The sequence below is a fragment of the Streptomyces sp. 891-h genome (assembly GCF_022760275.1).
Taxonomy (GTDB): Bacteria; Actinomycetota; Actinomycetes; order Streptomycetales; family Streptomycetaceae; genus Streptomyces; species Streptomyces spirodelae.
In genome coordinates, this window is record NZ_CP050693.1 from 5,230,837 (window position 1) to 5,245,699 (window position 14,863).

A 14,863-nucleotide genomic window follows, 5' to 3' on the forward strand; every position below is an offset into this window, starting at 1 on the left:
CTCACAGTAAGAGGCTTCGACCCCCAGGGCGGGTATTCGCGCGCAACGGCGGGTCGTACAGCACCGGGACGGCGGGGCGGTTCGGGCTCTCGTGCGGGGCGGGGGCGGCGGGGCCGGCCGGCGCGCTGTAGAGCCCCGCCACGGAACGGAGAAGGGCCCCGCGTCACCAAGGTGACGCGGGGCCCTGGGGCGGGAGCAGGCGCTCGGGACGCCGTCTGGTCAGCAGCGCTTCTCGGAGTACGCCTGGAAGGGCTGCGGCGCGCCCGCCGGGCGCAGGCTGCCCACGCCGGAGGTGCAGTGGTCGACCGTGTTCGCGCCGTCCGTCCAGAACTCCTGCTGCTTGGTGGCCTTCCATGCCTTGGCGGCGTGCACCGAGTCGTCGCTGTAGCTGTAGACGCCGACGGTGATGTCGTAGGGAGCCGCGGTCTTGCGGAAGCTCTCCCACACCCACACATAGCCGTAGTTCTCGTTGCACTTCTTCGAATAGAACTGCTTGACCGAGGCAATCGTCTCCGACCCGCGCTTGATCAGCCCACGGGTGCCGATCGGCACGGCGTCGTCACACACGCCCGCCGCCTGCGCCAGCTTGCTTGCCGGGTTCCCGTCGGGGGAGGGAGCCGTGGAGCGGGTCAGCTTCTGCGGGTGGGACGGCGGGGTGGCCGGGCCGCTGCCGGCGTACGCCGCACCGGCGGGCAGGAGCACCAGCGCCGAGGTCGCGGCGGCCAGTGCGCCCTTGGAGAAGCGTGTGGAACGCATAGTGATTTTTCCCCCTCTTTGGCGAAGAACAGTCGCATCAGGGATATCCGGGGCATCCGAGCTATGGGCCTGATGCGCGGGTTACCCAGTACGACACGTCGGCCCCTCAGGGGGTTGTACGCCACCGCGCCTCCCGCCGCGGCGAGTTGACGCCGCGTCGACGCGTGCGAGTGCCGGGGCTCAGGCGTGGGCTCAAGCGGCCGCCCGCAGATCGTCCAATACCAGCTCGCGCACCGCTCCCGGCTCGATACCGAGTCGGGAGAAGACGGCACAGGAGATGTTGTCCTCGGCGTGGAGTATGCCGAGCACCACGTGTGCCACAGTGATGCGCCGGTCCTTGCGCGCCAGCGCCTCGCGCAGCGCCTGTTTCAGGACCGTCTTCCCCCGTGCGGCGAACGGAATGTGCCGGATGAGTGCGGTGGTGTCCTTGCCGCGTCGCCGCTCCGCGTGGCCGGGGCCCGGTGCGCCCTCCAGCGCGCCCTCGCCGAAGGACTCCTCCGCCCGCCTGCGGACCTCCTCCAGATCGATACCCAACGCCCGCAGCACTTCCGCGTCCTGCGGGCCGAGATCCTCGTGTGCTCCGGTGACCACTCCCGCGACCGCGGCCCGGCACGACGCCGCGGTGACGCCGAGCCGCAGCAGCGTCGCCGCGCCTGGCTGCTCGGAGTGGTGCAGCGCGGCGAGCAGCAGATGCTCGCTGCCGATCCGGTCGTGCCCGAGCGAGCCGGCCTCACCCTGGGCGCGGATCACCACGTCCCGCGCCTCCTTGCTGAACCGTTCGAACATCGGCCCTACCTCCCTGTCCGGTTCCCTGCCCGGTTCTCTGTCCGGTTGGCGTGCTTCTTGTGGACGGCCTGCCTGCTGACACCCAGGGCCGCGCCGATCTCGTCCCAGGACCACCCCTGGTGGCGCGCGCTGTCGACCTGCAGCGCCTCCAGGCGCTCCGCGAGCCGCCGCAGCGCGGCGACGGCCCGCAGCCCGACCGCTGGGTCGCGGTGCACGGCCGCCTGCGCGGTATGCACCGCTTCATCGGCTTCGTGCGCTTCCGTTCCTGCCATGGCGTCAACTTAAGATGACAGGGTGGCCGTGTCAACCTGCATTGACGTGTGCTTGCCGAGAGGTGGGCGGTGCCGCACGGCAACGCCGCGGTGGGGGACCGGGGGCTGGTGGAGGGCGGCGGCGGGGCGCCGAAGAGATGGCGGGGCCCGCGCGAGCGCTCGCGCATGACGACCGGGGAGCCCCGGGGAGGGGCGCGCGGGGTCGCTGCGGCGCTGTTCCGTGTGGCTCGCGCGGCGCTCACGGCGAGCGCGGGGCGGCTTGCGGGCGGCCGGTCGGCTCGCGGGTCGAACGGGTGACCGATGAGAGGGGGCCGGCGTCCGGCCGGTCTGTCGCCGAAAAGCCGGACGGGGCGCCCGGTTGTCCGGAGCGCCCCGCCGAAGGTCCAGGCTGGAACGTTTCTGCTGGGTCGTGCTGAGGTGGGGCGGGTGGGACTCGAACCCACGGCCGACGGATTATGAGTCCGCTGCTCTAACCGGCTGAGCTACCGCCCCGTAACGGCGCACCGCGCACATCTGTGCGCGCCGTCTGCCGCAGCATAACCGTTCATAGGATCTGCCGCCCGCGCCGGGGGAGATCTACGCAGGTGAGGACCGCGAACCAGGGGTGATCGGTTCCCGGTCGGGGTCAACTTCCCCTGGAAAACGGGAGAACGTCCCCCGGGAGCCCGGAGGAGTGAGCGACGGCAGCGAAAAAGGGCCCCTGGGAAGGGGCCCTTTCGGGTACTGCTCCCGCGACTGGACTCGAACCAGTAACCTGCCGGTTAACAGCCGACTGCTCTGCCGATTGAGCTACACGGGACCGTCTCGTCGGTCGCACTCCGGAACCCCGGGGCGCTCCCTTGCGGTGAGGAATACATTAGCGCATGCCAGGGGGTGCTCCGAAATCGGTATTGCTGTCGCCCGTACGCGGTACCCCTCAAGGACCCCGACGGCGGTAGCTGCCGCCGGGGCACCGGCAGCAGGACCACCAGCCGAGAGAAGGGGCAAGCTATGCGCTACCGGCTCACGTTCGTGTCCGGACTGGCCGTCGGCTATGTGCTCGGCGCCCGCGCGGGACGCGAGCGCTACGAGCAGATCATGAAGGGCGTGCGCAGGATCGCGGAGAACCCGGCGGTACGCAACGCCGGGGAGGCCGCGGCGCTCAGCGGGCGGCAGGCGGCCACCAAGGCGGCCGACGCCGTCCAGGACCGGCTCCCCTCGCCGGTGAGCGACCGGGTTCGTACGGTCCGTGACCACCGCGCCCGTGCGGGGAGCGACTGGGGCGCCGAGGCCCACTGAATGAAGGCCCACTGAGGCGGTGGGCGTCAGCTGATACGGAGGAGCGCCGCTGAGGCCGATGAGCGGGCGCGCGGCCGGGGCCGCAGCCCCGGGCGGTCACCCGGGGATGCGGCCCCGGCCGCTCCCGTCCCCGCCGCCCTCCAGCAGGAGGGCCAGCAGGTCGCCGCACTCCTCGATCCGCGGCGGCAGGTCGGAGCTGACGAAGACCAGATCCTGCGGCTTCCTGGCGGCGGCCAGCTCCTCCCAGGTGAGCGGCGTGGAGACGGTGGGGCGCTCCTTGGCGCGCAAGGTGTAGGGGGCTGCCGTCGTCTTGGCCTGGTTGTTCTGCGACCAGTCCACGAAGACCTTCCCCGGGCGCAGGTTCTTGGCCATCTTGCTGACCGCGTGCTCGGGCAGCTCGGCCTCGGCCTCCTGGGCGAGCTTCTTCGCGTACGCCGAGACCTGGTCGGAGGGGGTGCGCTCGATGGCGGCGATCAGATGCAGCCCCTTGGAGCCGGAGGTCTTGGGCAGCAGGGTGATGCCGTCGGCGCCGGTGCGCTCGCGCAGCCAGTCGGCGATCCGGCGGCAGTCCAGGATGTCGGCGCCCTCGCCCGGGTCGAGGTCGAAGACCAGACGGTCGGCCTCGGCCTGGTGGTCCGACTGCCACTGCGGGGTGTGCAGCTCCAGCGCCGCCAGGTTCGCCGCCCACACCAGGGTCGCCTCGTCCTGGATGAGCACCTGGTGCAGCGGCTCCCTGCTGACGACGGTGATCTTGCGCCGTGTCACCCAGTCGGGGGTGCCCGGCGGCACGTGCTTGGTGAAGAACTTCTCGCCCTCGACGCCGTCCGGATAGCGCAGGAAGGAGAGGGGGCGTCCGTCGAGGTGGGGGAGGAGGACAGGGGCGATCGAGGCGTAGTAGTGGATCGCCTCGCCCTTGGTGAAACCCGTCGCCGGATAGAGCACCTTGTCGAGGTTGCTGAGGGCCAGACGGTGGCCCCCGATCTCCGTGTGCGGCATACCCTGAGAGTCCCATAGAAGGGACAAAGTATGCGTTCAATCTGGAAAGGGGCCATTTCGTTCGGGCTGGTCTCGATCCCGATCAAGGTGGTGTCCGCCACCGAGAACCACAGCGTCTCCTTCCACCAGGTGCACACGGCCGACGGGGGCCGTATCCGCTACCGCAAGGTGTGCGAGCTGGACGAGGAGGAGGTGCCGCGCGAGGAGATCGGCCGCGGCTTCGAGACCGAAGAGGGCCGCACGGTGCTGCTGACCGACGACGACTTGGCAGCGCTCCCGCTTCCCACCGCCAAGACGGTGGAGATCCTCGGTTTCGTACCCGCCGAGGAGATCGACCCCATCCAGCTCGACCGCTCCTACTACCTGGCCGCCGACGGCAAGCGCGCCGACAAGCCGTATGTGCTGCTGCGCGAGGCGCTGCGAAGATCCGGCAAGGTGGCCGTCGCCAAACTGGCGCTGCGCGCCCGGGAGAGCCTGGGGATGCTGCGCGTGTACGAGGACACGCTGGCGCTGCACACCATGCTGTGGCCCGACGAGATCCGCGCGGTCGGCGGGGTGGCGCCCGAGGGCCAGGTCGAGGTGCGGGACGCAGAGCTCGATCTGGCCGACACCCTGATGGAGACGCTCGGCGAGCTGGACTGGAGCGACCTGCGGGACGAGTACCGCGAGGCGCTGGAAGAGCTCGTCAGGGCCAAGGTGGAGGGCGCCGAGCCGCCCGGGGAGGAACTGCGCCGCAGGACCGAGGCGGGCGGCGGCAAGCTGGTGGACCTGATGTCCGTGCTGGAGCGCAGCGTCCAGGAGGCCAGAAGCGGCCGCCAGGAGGGCGAGGCGACGGTGCACGAGCTGTCGGACCGGCAGCCCGCGAAGAAGGCACCGCCCAAGAAGGCTGCTGCCTCCAAGAAGGCCGCCTCCAAGCAGGGCGCGTCCAAGAAGGCCGCCGCCAAGAAGACGGGCTCCAAGGCTGCTGCCCCGAAGAAGGCGGCGGCAAAGAAGAAGACAGCCGCGAAGAAGACCACACGGCCGCGCAAGACGGCCTGAGGCCGCCCCGCCTGTCGGTTGCGGGCTGCGGTGTCTCGTGGCTGTGAGGGCACTCCCCCAGCCTCCGGCCGGGGGCACCCCCACCCGGCCGAAGTCCCCCGGCCTCCGGCCGGGAGGTGCCCCCAGGGGAGCAGTTCCCCGCGCCCTGACGGGGCGCGTCCTGCCTAGCCCTGGTGGCCCGGTCTGCGGCCAGCCGGAAGGAACAGCACCGAGTTCACATACCGCCGGTGCGGTGCCAGTGAGCGGCGCAGCAGTCCGTGCTCGGCGACATGTGCGGTGCGCCGCTGGTGTGCGGCCAGATCGAAGTCGGCCAGCGGCACCCAGGTGCGACCGGGCAGCACCCAGCCGGTGTACCCGTGGGACGACAGCACAGTAAGCACCGGTGCCAGCGGCTGGATGCGCGACTCCAGCTCGATGAAGAGAGCGGGCTGCTCACGCGCGACAGTGGCCTCCGCGCCGTGCAGTACGGCCAGCTCGCTCCCGTCCACATCGATCTTCAACAGGGTGACCTCGGTCAGGGCGAGCTCGTCCAGCGGCAGGCAGGGCACGTCGAGGGCCGCCTGGTGGACCTCCCGCCGTACCAGGGAGGAGACACCACGGTCGCCGCGCCCGTCGGGCGGCAGCCACAGTGTCGCCGTCCCCGAGCGGTCGCTGGCCGCCGCCTGGAGCACCTCGGTGCGCGGCGGCGCAGTGGCCCGCAGCCGGCGCGCCAGATGGGGGACGGGCTCCAGGGTGACGACCCGGTCGGCGCGCCGGGCCAGCCGCCGCGTCCACGGGCCGTACCAGCCGCCTACGTCGACAGCTGTGCCGCCGCGCGGGCAGAAGTCGGCCAGCCGTCCCAGCTCCGGCTCGAAGCGCGGGTACAGCAGGTCGGTCGCGGCTGTCAGCAGGCGTGCGGGCAGGCGCGGGCCGATCCGGGAGGCGAGCGTCATGAGGAGGGTGCCTCCGGCTCGGAGAGCCGTTTCAGCAGTCGCCGGTGTTCCTCGTCGCCGACCTGCTCGCCGGAGGAGGGGAGCAGTTGGGGAATCCCGTCCACGATGGGATAGCGGCGGCGCAGGCGGGGGTTGTAGAGGGCCTCCTCGGGCTGGAGCAGGGTGAGCGGCCCCTTGTCCAGCGGGCAGGCGAGGATCTTCAGCAGGGGGTCGTCGGCACAGAACGGGGGCATGGTCACTGCCTTTCGGGTGCGTCTTCGGGGTGCGCGGGCGGCAGCGTCGCCGACAGCGGACGCCCGGCGGGAGGGAGGGCCTTCGGTACGGGCCCTGGTGCCGGCTCCGTACCGGGCGACTGCGGAGCGCCCGGCGCGGTGCCCGTCTCGTGACGGGGCAGCAGGACCAGGACGCAGATGGCCAGCGCCGCGCCGCCCAGCCGCAGGGCGAGCCGCAGCGGCTCGTCGGGCAGCGGCTCGGCGAAGGCGACGGTGCCGCTGACCGTCGCGTAGAGGAAGTTCACGGTGGTGCACACCGGCACGACGAGAGAGGCGCGGCACCGCTGCAGCGCCGTCTGCGAGAGCACCAGCCCCGTCGAACCGGTGAACAGCAGGAGGTACGGGTACGGCGAGGTGAGCAGCGCCGTCACAGTGCCGCCCGGGTCGTCGGGATCGAGCAGCCCGGCGACGCCCTTGATGGCCAGCGAGCTGACCCCGTACAGGAAGCCCACCGCGACTCCGTAGGGCACACCGGCCGTCGGCAGCCGGTGGCGCCGCCGGGAGCGCCGTTCAGCCGACAGGAACAGGGCCAGACCCAGCGCCAGGGACGGCAGGCAGATGACGAGCAGTACCGGTACGGGCGCCAGCTTGCTGATCGTCTCGGAGCTGTCGTGCAGTGAGAGAACGATCATCAGCAGTGCGGCCAGAATGGCCACCATCCCCTGCCGTTCGCGCCCGCCGGACCGCTCGCCGAGGAAGAGCGCGGACAGCAGCAGGAGCATCACCAGGCCGGTGACGAACAGCCCCTGGGCGGCCACCAGGGGAAGCGTGCGGTAGACGGCGAGCTGCGCCGCGAAACCCAGCAGCAGCGAGGCGGCGCCCGCCATCCACAGCGGACTGCGCAGCAGCTGCAGCACGAGCCGGGCGGGGTGTCCTGCGGAGAGCGGCGGCAGCGAGCCCAGCGCCCGCTTCTCGATGACGAAACCCGCGCTGAAGAGCAGATTGGCCAGCAGCGCCGCCGCGACGCCCCAGAGCATCAGACGCCCTCCTCCCCGGGCGGCTCCCGGCGCGGTGCCCCGGAGCCCCGCGGCCCGTCCCGCCGTGGGACCGCCCGCGCGTGCACCAGCAGGATGGAGGCCAGCGACGGAACATGACAGGCGGCACGGTCCAGGCCGCGCAGCGGGCGCGGCACGTCGTGGTACGGCGCCCCGGTGATCCGTACGACGCGGAAACCGGCCGCCGGCAGCATCGAGCGCAGCGCACGAGCGGTGAACAGCCGCAGATGGCCGACCACTTGCGAGCCGGGGCGGCCGTGGATGCCGCGCAGTGACACCTCGGAGAAGACCGGCTGAGTGCCCAGCAACAGCAGTGCGCGGTTGTACCAGGCGGCGAGGTTCGGGGTGGACAGCAGCAGATGCCCGCCCGGGCGCAGCACCCGGTGCAGCTCGTCCAGCGCGGCGTCCGGGTCCACCAGGTGCTCGATCACCTCCGAGAAGAGCGCCGCGTCGGCCGAGCCCGTCGCGAAGGGCAGGCCGGGCGCAGACAGTTCGCCCCGTACGGCCGTCAGACGGGACGAGGCGCGGCGCAGCGCGTCCTGTGACCAGTCGACGCCCACGAGGCGGTGTCCCGGCAGCGAACGGGCGGCGGTGGCCGCCGCACTGCCGTCACCGCAGCCGATGTCCAGGACGGTCGAGGGGGTGCTGCCCAGAGCGCGCGCCAGAATCGCCGCCTGGCGGCGCGCACGGTCCCCACCGGAGGCGACCGGCGTCCCGGGGTCCTCGTAGAGCTGCCGGAGGCTGCTGGTGCCGCCGCTCACGGTGCGGGCTCCTCGTCCGGTTCCGCCGCCTCGCACGGCGTCTCGCGGGGCGTGTACGAGGTGGCGGCCAGCGCCTCGGCGAACAGTGCGCCGAGGCGTTCTCCCGCGCTGTCGTCCAGCCGGGCGTGCGACCAGCGCAGCGCCAACTGGAGCCGCCCGCCCGTCGAGACGGTCGTCACCGACAGTCCGCGCGGCACCTTGGCCGGCGCCGAGAACCACACCGCACGTGCGCGGCCCGCGTCACCGAAGTCCAGCGGGTAGGGGATGCGGCCGATGTTGGACAGCAGAGTGGTGGAGGCCCATGGACCCGCAGCCCTGCGCAGCGTACGGATGCCTGCCGCACGCAGCCCCACGGGCAGCAGCGGGGTGGTCAGCAGATCTCCGCTGAAACCGAGCTGGGGACGGCGTACGGACTTCAGCGCGCGGGTCCGCGCCGCGGTCGCCCGCAGCAGCCGCTCGACCGCCTCCCGGTCGGGTGCGCCGGGGGCCGTGAGCACCCGGTGCAGTTCGCGCTCCTGTGCCCCGAAGGTGACCTCCACCAGCCGGGTGCCGTTGCCGATCGGCATCTCCAGGGTGCGGGGCCGGTCGTCGACCGGCATGGTGATCCGCACCGGACGTACGGGGCGCTCATGGGCGCTGTTCCAGCGGGCCACCATCAGCCAGGTGGCCACCAGCAGCTGGTCGTTGACGGTGTAGGGAGCCGGCAGGCCCGTGGTGCGGGACGGTCGTGCGGGCACCGGCAGTTCGGCGATCAGCATGCCGTTGCCGGGCGCTGCCGGATGCCGGGTGTCCGCCGCGACGCGGGCGGGTCGCGTCCACAGGCGCCCGCCCGGCGAAGGCCGCTCGTCCGCGCCGCCCTGCTGAGCGGGGGCGGTCCGTACGGGCGGTGGCGCGGGCGAGTTGTCGGCGCCGCCGTACAGTTCGGCCGCTGTCGCCACCACCCGCAGGCACGCCGGGCCGTCGAGCGCCGTGTGGTTGATCGTCACCAGCAGCACGCACCCGCCCCCGTGCCCCTCGATCACCTCGGCGCGGAACGGCGGTGAGGCCTCCAGCGACGGGCACTGCGCCAGCGCCCGGCAGCGCGCCTCCTCCAGGGTGCCGCCGGGGAAGGAGACCGGGTCCCGGTCGGGCTGTTCGGTCAGCACCCATTCGTACCGGGGCGCCCACCAGCGAGTGGGCGCCTGCCGCAGCAGGATGCGCGGATGCCGCCGCATCGCCTCGGCGAACGCGGCACGCAGCCGGTCCGGATCGGGCAGTCCGGGCAGATGGATCTCCACATGCACCGTTTCCGGCTCGTCGTCGTCCAGACAGTGCCGGGTGATCTCGTCGACGGTGGGGAACGGAATGCGCTGCTCTGCACCGGATTTGCCCTCACCGGGCGCACCCGCCGCTGACGCCTTCGGCGCCGCGCCACCCGATACGACGACGGGTGCCGACGAGCCCGTGGTTCCCGTGCCCTTGTGCGGTGGTGTCATGGGGCGGCTCCCTCCCCCTCGTGCGGATCGTGCCGACGGGCCTGCCGCGGGTCGGGCCGCGGGTCGTCGGGCGGGGCGGGCGATTCCGGAGGGGCCGCGGAGTGCTCGCCGTACGCGTCGGCGGGTGGCACGGGCGGCAGCTGCGCCGTCGCGGCTTCCGGGTCGTACGGCGGCTGCTGCCCGGCGTGCGGCCCGTCGTGCTGCGGCGCGTACGGCGCGGGTGGCGCGGCCGGGAGCGGCGGCCCGGCCTCGGGGGCCAACGGCCGCGTCTCCGGGGCCCCTGGAGGCGGCTCAGCGGCTCCTGGGCCCTGCTCGGAGGCGCCGGGACCCCGCTCGGAGGCGAGGGCGGGCTCCGGCTCCCTGGCGGGCAGCGTCACCAGCGCGGCGGCCAGTGCCAGCAGAGCCAGCGCCTGCGCCGCGTGCCCGAAGGCGCCCCGCCCGTCGGCGAAGGCCGATCCGGCACCCAGCGCCGCGAGCACCCCGGCACCGGCCATGGCCACCAGCGCCACCGGCGCCAGCACCCTGGGCCGGAGCCGAGCCGCCACCGCCAGCGCGGGCACGACCAGCGCGTACGGGCCCGCGACGAGCGCGACCACCAGGGTGAGCACCACCGTGCCGAGGACCCGGCCGGGTGCGGGCACCGCATCGGGGCGCTCCTCGCCCAGCGGCGTACCGCGCCGCATGCCGATGAAGGCGAGGCACAACAGGGCGGCGAGTCCCAGCCCGCCCGCGAGGAACCCGGCGTGGTACCAGGTGGCGGGCCGGTACTCCAGTTTCACCGTGCCCGTCGCACCCGCAGGCACCAGGAAACCCTGCTGCCAGCCGTCGATCCGCAGGGGACGCAGTTCCTTGCCGTTGAGGGTGGCCCTCCAGCCGTCGTTGGCGTTCTCGTACATCTGGAGGTAGGCGTCGGGACCGTCGCCCACCTCGACGGTGCGCTCGTCGCCCGCCCAGTCGCGGACGACGCTCTTGCGGTCCGCTGCTTCAGCGGAGGCGCCCGCTTCGCCGGTGGCCGCCTCCGAGGCACCCTCTTCCGCAGAGGCGCCCGCTTCCTCGGTGGCCTGCGGGGCGGCTCCCTCCTCGCCGCTGCCCAGCGTCACATCGGTGATGGCCAGCGGGCCCGTGTCCCCGCTCTCCACGGTGTGGGCCCCGGCGTCCAGTTCGAGGCTGCCGTCCTCGGCCTCGCCGGCGCACAGCTCCACATCGATGGGGCGGCGCTGCGTCAGGTCGCGCACCTTGCCGGCCGCCTTGGTGGCGTGCAGGGTGCCGTCCACGGCGAGCACCGGGCCCTTGCCGCAGGGCAGTTCGAACTTCTGGTCTGCGTCAGGGGCGGGCACCCGGAAGTCGTCCAGCGCGGGCAGATAGACCTCGTTCAGCCCGACGGGCAGCTGGAGCTTCCGGTCCGCGACCGGGTTGTGCACGGTGAGCTGCTTGGTCCTGGTGACCGTGAGCGTCATCCTGTCCGTCTCGATCGGCTCGAAGCGGGCCTGGCCGTTCTTGTCGACCGCGGCTGTCGTCGCGCCGTCCGGTGAGCTGATCCGCACCTCCTCGGCCGCCGCTGAGATCCCGCCCGCCGGGGCGAGGACGATCTCGTCGATCTTCCGTTTCCCGGGCCACTCGAGCCGGATGGTCGGCTTGTCCCCGGCGATCCACGCGGTGGAGAGGTTTCCGTCCACCAGATTGCGCGCGCCCAGCGAGGTGCCGGTTCTGGCCGTCGAGTCGACCGACGCGGTGATCCGGTCCCGCGACCCGGGCGCCGCCTCGTCCAGCAGCCGGTCCAGCTCGCCGCCCGGCACCGGGAGTGCTCGTGCCCGTATGTCGTAGTCGGAGCTCGCGGCAGTGGTGAATTTCCGGTGCAGACCCACCTCGGCGGCGACCGGCGAGAGGCCGCCGGGATCGTCGCCCCGGTGCAGCGAGATCAGCTCACTGTCCGCACCGGCCTTCTCGGCGTCAGCGGGGAGCTTCAACAGCCGCGTCACCTGCACATCGGGGATGCTGATTTCGGAGAACCCGGCACCGGACAGCCCGGCGCGCGGCGACTGCGCCTGGGTGATGGTCAGTTTCAGCCACCGTGCCGCACCTCGCGGTGCCTTGATCTGCTGCCGTTCACCGGTGGGCCGCAGGAAGCTGGAGGCGCTGCCGTGCTCGGTCTCCACCCGTACCCGGGTGGGTGCCGCTCGGGTGGCGTCACCGGGCAGCGGGGTCACCTCGATCCGGCGGGGGATGTCCACGCTCCCGCGGAACTCGGCCTTGATCCACTGGCCTTCGGGCTCTCCCGCCGTGCCCTCGGCCCAGGCGGTGTCCGGATTGCCGTCGAAGGCGCCGACCGGCTCGTACTGCGGCAGGTGGAAGAGCCAGTTGCCGCTGCTGGAGGCCGTCACCGACTTGGCGCCGCGCAGTACGGACGTCGTCTGGTGCCGGGTGCCCTCGGCCGGGAGGATCTGCTTCGGCTTCTCACCGGGCTGCTGCACGCTGTCGGGATGGTTCCGCTCGGTGGCGGTGTAGGTGTACGAGGTGTTGGTGTTGACCAGCCCGAAGCGGGTGTCCGCGCGCCGCAGGCCGTCGCCCTTGACGTGGAGGGCCGGGGTGCCGAGACCGGGGTGGTTGTCGCCGGTCAGCACGGTCGGCCTGCCCTTGATCCGCGGGTCGCCCGCCAGCGGCAGCAGCGCCTCCGGGCCGCCGCTGACCTCGGCCGTAAGGGACACCGGCTCGAGTGCCGCTCTGTCCGGGCGTGCCGTTCCGGTCGGCTGGTAGATCTCCACGGCACGCTGGCGCGGGTAGAAGCCCGCGACCTGCACGGGCGTTCCCTCGGGGATACGGCCTCCGGTCAGCGTCGGGCCGAAAGCCTTCACCTTCCGGTAGCCGGAAGCCTCCAGGGTGCGCTTGACGATCTGCGGCGGCACATAGCCCATCTGGTCGGGGTCGAGGTCGTTGCGTACGACGATGTCGTAGAGGCCCGCGCGGGCCAGGAAGTCGGCCAGGCCGGGCACTTCGCCGCCGCTCATCAGGGCCTGCTCCACCGCGTCGGTCGCCCTGCGGTTGCCCGGCGTGCCGAACGGCACGTAGTCGCGCTGCGCCCAGGGGGACTCGGCGAGCACGTCCAGCGGCTGGTCGATGGGGGAGCCCCAGGTGTAGACGCCGTGTGCGGTCGCGGGTGTGACGTAGGCGCGGGTGTGCGGGCTGTGCTTCTCCAGCCAGTCCGCCGTCTGCTGCCAGTGCCTGGGCAGCTTGTCGAAGGCGCCCGGCTGCAGGACGTCCCCGGTGACGTACGGCAGGCACAGCCCCGGCAGTACGGCCAGCGTCGCCACCCACAGCAGCAGCCCGCGTCCCGGTGGCCCTGAGCCGTTGGCGCCTCTGGCGGCTCTGCTGCCCCGGGTGCCGGGAACGACGGCGGTCAGGTGCGCGAGACCGAGGGCGAGCGCGAGGGCCAGTCCCGGCTGGAACTTGTAGATGTTGCGGAAGGGGCGCAGCCAGCCGTCCAGCCAGCCCTGGATCTGCTCGGCGAACGGCGCGCCCAGCGCTCCCCCGTATCCGGCGAGCATGATGCCGGTGACCGTCACGACCGTCAGCAGCAGCCAGCGGCGCTCCGGCAGGTCGCGCCGGGCCAGCCCGGCCAGGCCCAGCGCGGCCGCGAAAGCGCCGCCCAGGATGGCGAGCGGGCCCGCCGCCACCGCCCATCCGGCGGGCAACCACGCCTCGCCGAAGTGCAGATAGGCAGTCCAGTTGCCGCTGCCGCGCAGCATCTCGGTGGCCGACATGGTGCTCGTCGTCGTCTCGGCGTTCTCCACGTACGGCATGAAGTCCTCGCCGTACGTGCCGAGCAGCAGCAGCGGCACCCACCACCAGATGGTGGCCAGGACGACGCCCGGGAGCCACCAGGCCAGCAGAGTGCGGCGGGTGCGTCCGGTGCGGGTGGCGACGTACAGCAGCGCCGGCAGCAGAGCCGCCAGCGTGGAGGCCGCGTTGACACCGCCCATGAAGGGGATCGCCAGCGCCGAGCGGGCAGCCGCCACCCGGGGCGCCACCAGGGCGGAGGTCAGCGGCAGCAGCACCCATGGCAGTACGGCGCCCGGCAGCGCCGCGGCCGAGGTGGAGCCGATCACGATGGTGTAGGTGGGCCACAGGGCGTAGACCACGGCGGCCGTCAGCCGGGTGGGGCCGGTGCCGGCACCGAGCCGTTCGGCCAGCCGCAGCGCGCCCCAGAACGCCGCCGAGACGATCAGCGACATCCACAGCCGTTCGGCCAGCCAGGTGGGCATCTGGAGCAGGTCGGTCAGCCCGTAGTACGGCAGCGCGGGGAAGAGATAGCCGGCGTACTGGTCGGCGATTCCGCCGAACCCGCCCCGGTCGTGCCACAGCTGCCCGAGGTCCCCCAGGAACTGCCAGGGGTCGGCCGCCACGCCCAGCTTCGTCTCGAACGTCATCTTCCCCGGCGACTTGGCCAGGAAGGCGACCAGGACGACCGCCCAGAAACCGAACAGCCAGCGCCGGCTCCTGGGCCGCTCCGGGGCGGGAGCGGGCCCGGGGGACGGGGCCGGGGCCTGAGGTGGCGCCTGGACGGTCGTGGTCATGAGGGACACCGCCGGAGGATGAGGAGGAGGTTCCAGGTGGCGAACTCGCGCAGTCCGGGCACCCGGGTGATGGCGCCCGCGAGGAATGGCCAGTAGCGGGAGCGCGCTGCGACGAGCTGGACGTCGTCCCGGGCACGCACATGCCGCAGAGTGGGGCCGATGTGCACGGCGAACAGATTCACGCCCAGGGTGTGCTTGGGGGCGCGCCCGGTACGCCGCCGGTAGCGCGCACCGGCACGGTCGGCGCCCAAGTAGTGCCAGGGGGCCGTCTCGTGGCCGCCCCAGGGGGAGAGCCAGTTGGTGAACGACACATAGATCAGCCCGCCCGGGCGGGTCACCCGCACCATCTCGGACAGGAACGTCCGCGGGTCCGCAACGTGTTCGAGGACGTTGGAGGCGAAGCACACATCCGCCACCCCGTCGGCCAGCGGCAGCAGATAGCCGTCTGCCAGCACCGCGCCCCGCGGTCTGCGCCCGCCCGCGTGCAGCTCCGCCGCATCCGGCTCGAACAGATAGCAGTGCGCTCCCCGGCGGCGGAACTCCTCGGTGAAGTGCCCGCTGCCGCCGCCGATGTCCACGACAGTGCGGCCCTCCACCGGGATGTGTCGCTCCACCTGCCCGACCGCGTCCCGCGCGAGCAGGCCGTAGCAGTGCTCCGGGTCGGACTGCTCGCGCAGGAAGGCACGGAAGAGCGCGACGGATCGTCTGATGGAGGGATCCCGCACCGCCCT

General features: G+C 72.6%; 13 protein-coding genes and 2 tRNA genes. 2 read left to right on the forward strand and 13 right to left on the reverse strand.

Translation table 11 applies throughout. The features are described from left to right. Nucleotides 1-219: 219 nt before the first annotated feature. The 5 genes from HC362_RS22910 to HC362_RS22930 form a co-directional block, all read right to left on the reverse strand. Nucleotides 220-756, reverse strand: a complete 537-nt coding sequence (locus HC362_RS22910) for a hypothetical protein (protein WP_243085868.1) — start codon at nt 754-756, stop codon at nt 220-222. A 192-nt stretch (nt 757-948) separates the two neighbouring features. Next, complete coding sequence (locus HC362_RS22915; protein ID WP_243085869.1) at nt 949-1,542, reverse strand: Clp protease N-terminal domain-containing protein; 594 nt, start codon at nt 1,540-1,542, stop codon at nt 949-951. A gap of 5 nt (nt 1,543-1,547) precedes the next feature. Beyond that, nucleotides 1,548-1,814 (reverse strand): hypothetical protein, encoded by a 267-nt coding sequence (locus HC362_RS22920; RefSeq protein ID WP_243085870.1) that lies wholly within the window; start codon nt 1,812-1,814, stop codon nt 1,548-1,550. A gap of 418 nt (nt 1,815-2,232) precedes the next feature. Further along, a tRNA-Ile gene (locus tag HC362_RS22925) sits at nt 2,233-2,306 on the reverse strand. 234 nt (nt 2,307-2,540) lie between these two features. Further along, nucleotides 2,541-2,613 (reverse strand) — tRNA-Asn (locus HC362_RS22930). 191 nt (nt 2,614-2,804) lie between these two features. On the opposite strand from HC362_RS22930, the gene HC362_RS22935 reads away from it, so the two are divergent. Next, a complete protein-coding gene (locus HC362_RS22935) occupies nt 2,805-3,092 on the forward strand; it encodes a YtxH domain-containing protein (RefSeq protein ID WP_209263271.1) in 288 nt (95 codons plus the stop codon). Between the two features lie 96 nt (nt 3,093-3,188). Here the strand turns inward: HC362_RS22935 and ligD are convergent, their stop codons facing one another. Further along, on the reverse strand, nt 3,189-4,088 hold the full coding sequence (gene ligD / locus HC362_RS22940) for a non-homologous end-joining DNA ligase (RefSeq protein ID WP_243085871.1): 900 nt from the start codon (nt 4,086-4,088) through the stop codon (nt 3,189-3,191). 30 nt (nt 4,089-4,118) lie between these two features. On the opposite strand from ligD, the gene HC362_RS22945 reads away from it, so the two are divergent. Further along, nucleotides 4,119-5,126 (forward strand): Ku protein, encoded by a 1,008-nt coding sequence (locus HC362_RS22945; protein WP_243085872.1) that lies wholly within the window; start codon nt 4,119-4,121, stop codon nt 5,124-5,126. A gap of 164 nt (nt 5,127-5,290) precedes the next feature. Here HC362_RS22945 and HC362_RS22950 read toward each other — a convergent pair whose 3' ends face one another. The 7 genes from HC362_RS22950 to HC362_RS22980 are packed head-to-tail and all read right to left on the reverse strand — an operon-like array spanning nt 5,291 to nt 14,857. Further along, on the reverse strand, nt 5,291-6,058 hold the full coding sequence (locus tag HC362_RS22950; protein WP_243085873.1) for an FkbM family methyltransferase: 768 nt from the start codon (nt 6,056-6,058) through the stop codon (nt 5,291-5,293). Continuing rightward, entirely contained in the window at nt 6,055-6,291 is a 237-nt protein-coding gene (locus HC362_RS22955; protein WP_209263275.1) for a Trm112 family protein, read from the reverse strand. Before HC362_RS22955 ends, HC362_RS22950 begins: the two co-directional genes overlap by 4 nt. 2 nt (nt 6,292-6,293) lie before the next feature. Beyond that, entirely contained in the window at nt 6,294-7,307 is a 1,014-nt protein-coding gene (locus tag HC362_RS22960) for a DMT family transporter (RefSeq protein ID WP_243085874.1), read from the reverse strand. Next, nucleotides 7,307-8,086 (reverse strand): class I SAM-dependent methyltransferase, encoded by a 780-nt coding sequence (locus tag HC362_RS22965; RefSeq protein WP_243085875.1) that lies wholly within the window; start codon nt 8,084-8,086, stop codon nt 7,307-7,309. Before HC362_RS22965 ends, HC362_RS22960 begins: the two co-directional genes overlap by 1 nt. Further along, nucleotides 8,083-9,561: a condensation protein gene (locus HC362_RS22970; protein ID WP_243085876.1), complete on the reverse strand. Its 1,479-nt coding sequence runs from the start codon at nt 9,559-9,561 to the stop codon at nt 8,083-8,085. The genes HC362_RS22965 and HC362_RS22970 overlap by 4 nt, the downstream gene beginning before the upstream one ends. Continuing rightward, on the reverse strand, nt 9,558-14,132 hold the full coding sequence (locus tag HC362_RS22975) for an alpha-(1->3)-arabinofuranosyltransferase family protein (protein WP_243085877.1): 4,575 nt from the start codon (nt 14,130-14,132) through the stop codon (nt 9,558-9,560). Before HC362_RS22975 ends, HC362_RS22970 begins: the two co-directional genes overlap by 4 nt. Beyond that, nucleotides 14,129-14,857: a class I SAM-dependent methyltransferase gene (locus HC362_RS22980; protein ID WP_243085878.1), complete on the reverse strand. Its 729-nt coding sequence runs from the start codon at nt 14,855-14,857 to the stop codon at nt 14,129-14,131. The genes HC362_RS22975 and HC362_RS22980 overlap by 4 nt, the downstream gene beginning before the upstream one ends. Nucleotides 14,858-14,863 lie beyond the last annotated feature (6 nt).

What these genes read in the sequence shown, in the direction of transcription:
- HC362_RS22935 (WP_209263271.1), top strand. Translation starts at nt 2,805, where the DNA reads ATGCGCTACCGGCTCACGTTCGTGTCCGGACTGGCCGTCGGCTATGTG.
- HC362_RS22960 (WP_243085874.1), bottom strand. Translation starts at nt 7,307, where the DNA reads ATGCTCTGGGGCGTCGCGGCGGCGCTGCTGGCCAATCTGCTCTTCAGC.
- HC362_RS22915 (WP_243085869.1), bottom strand. Translation starts at nt 1,542, where the DNA reads ATGTTCGAACGGTTCAGCAAGGAGGCGCGGGACGTGGTGATCCGCGCC.
- HC362_RS22970 (WP_243085876.1), bottom strand. Translation starts at nt 9,561, where the DNA reads ATGACACCACCGCACAAGGGCACGGGAACCACGGGCTCGTCGGCACCC.
- HC362_RS22950 (WP_243085873.1), bottom strand. Translation starts at nt 6,058, where the DNA reads ATGACGCTCGCCTCCCGGATCGGCCCGCGCCTGCCCGCACGCCTGCTG.
- HC362_RS22955 (WP_209263275.1), bottom strand. Translation starts at nt 6,291, where the DNA reads ATGCCCCCGTTCTGTGCCGACGACCCCCTGCTGAAGATCCTCGCCTGC.
- HC362_RS22975 (WP_243085877.1), bottom strand. Translation starts at nt 14,132, where the DNA reads ATGACCACGACCGTCCAGGCGCCACCTCAGGCCCCGGCCCCGTCCCCC.
- HC362_RS22910 (WP_243085868.1), bottom strand. Translation starts at nt 756, where the DNA reads ATGCGTTCCACACGCTTCTCCAAGGGCGCACTGGCCGCCGCGACCTCG.
- HC362_RS22945 (WP_243085872.1), top strand. Translation starts at nt 4,119, where the DNA reads ATGCGTTCAATCTGGAAAGGGGCCATTTCGTTCGGGCTGGTCTCGATC.
- HC362_RS22920 (WP_243085870.1), bottom strand. Translation starts at nt 1,814, where the DNA reads ATGGCAGGAACGGAAGCGCACGAAGCCGATGAAGCGGTGCATACCGCG.
- ligD (WP_243085871.1), bottom strand. Translation starts at nt 4,088, where the DNA reads ATGCCGCACACGGAGATCGGGGGCCACCGTCTGGCCCTCAGCAACCTC.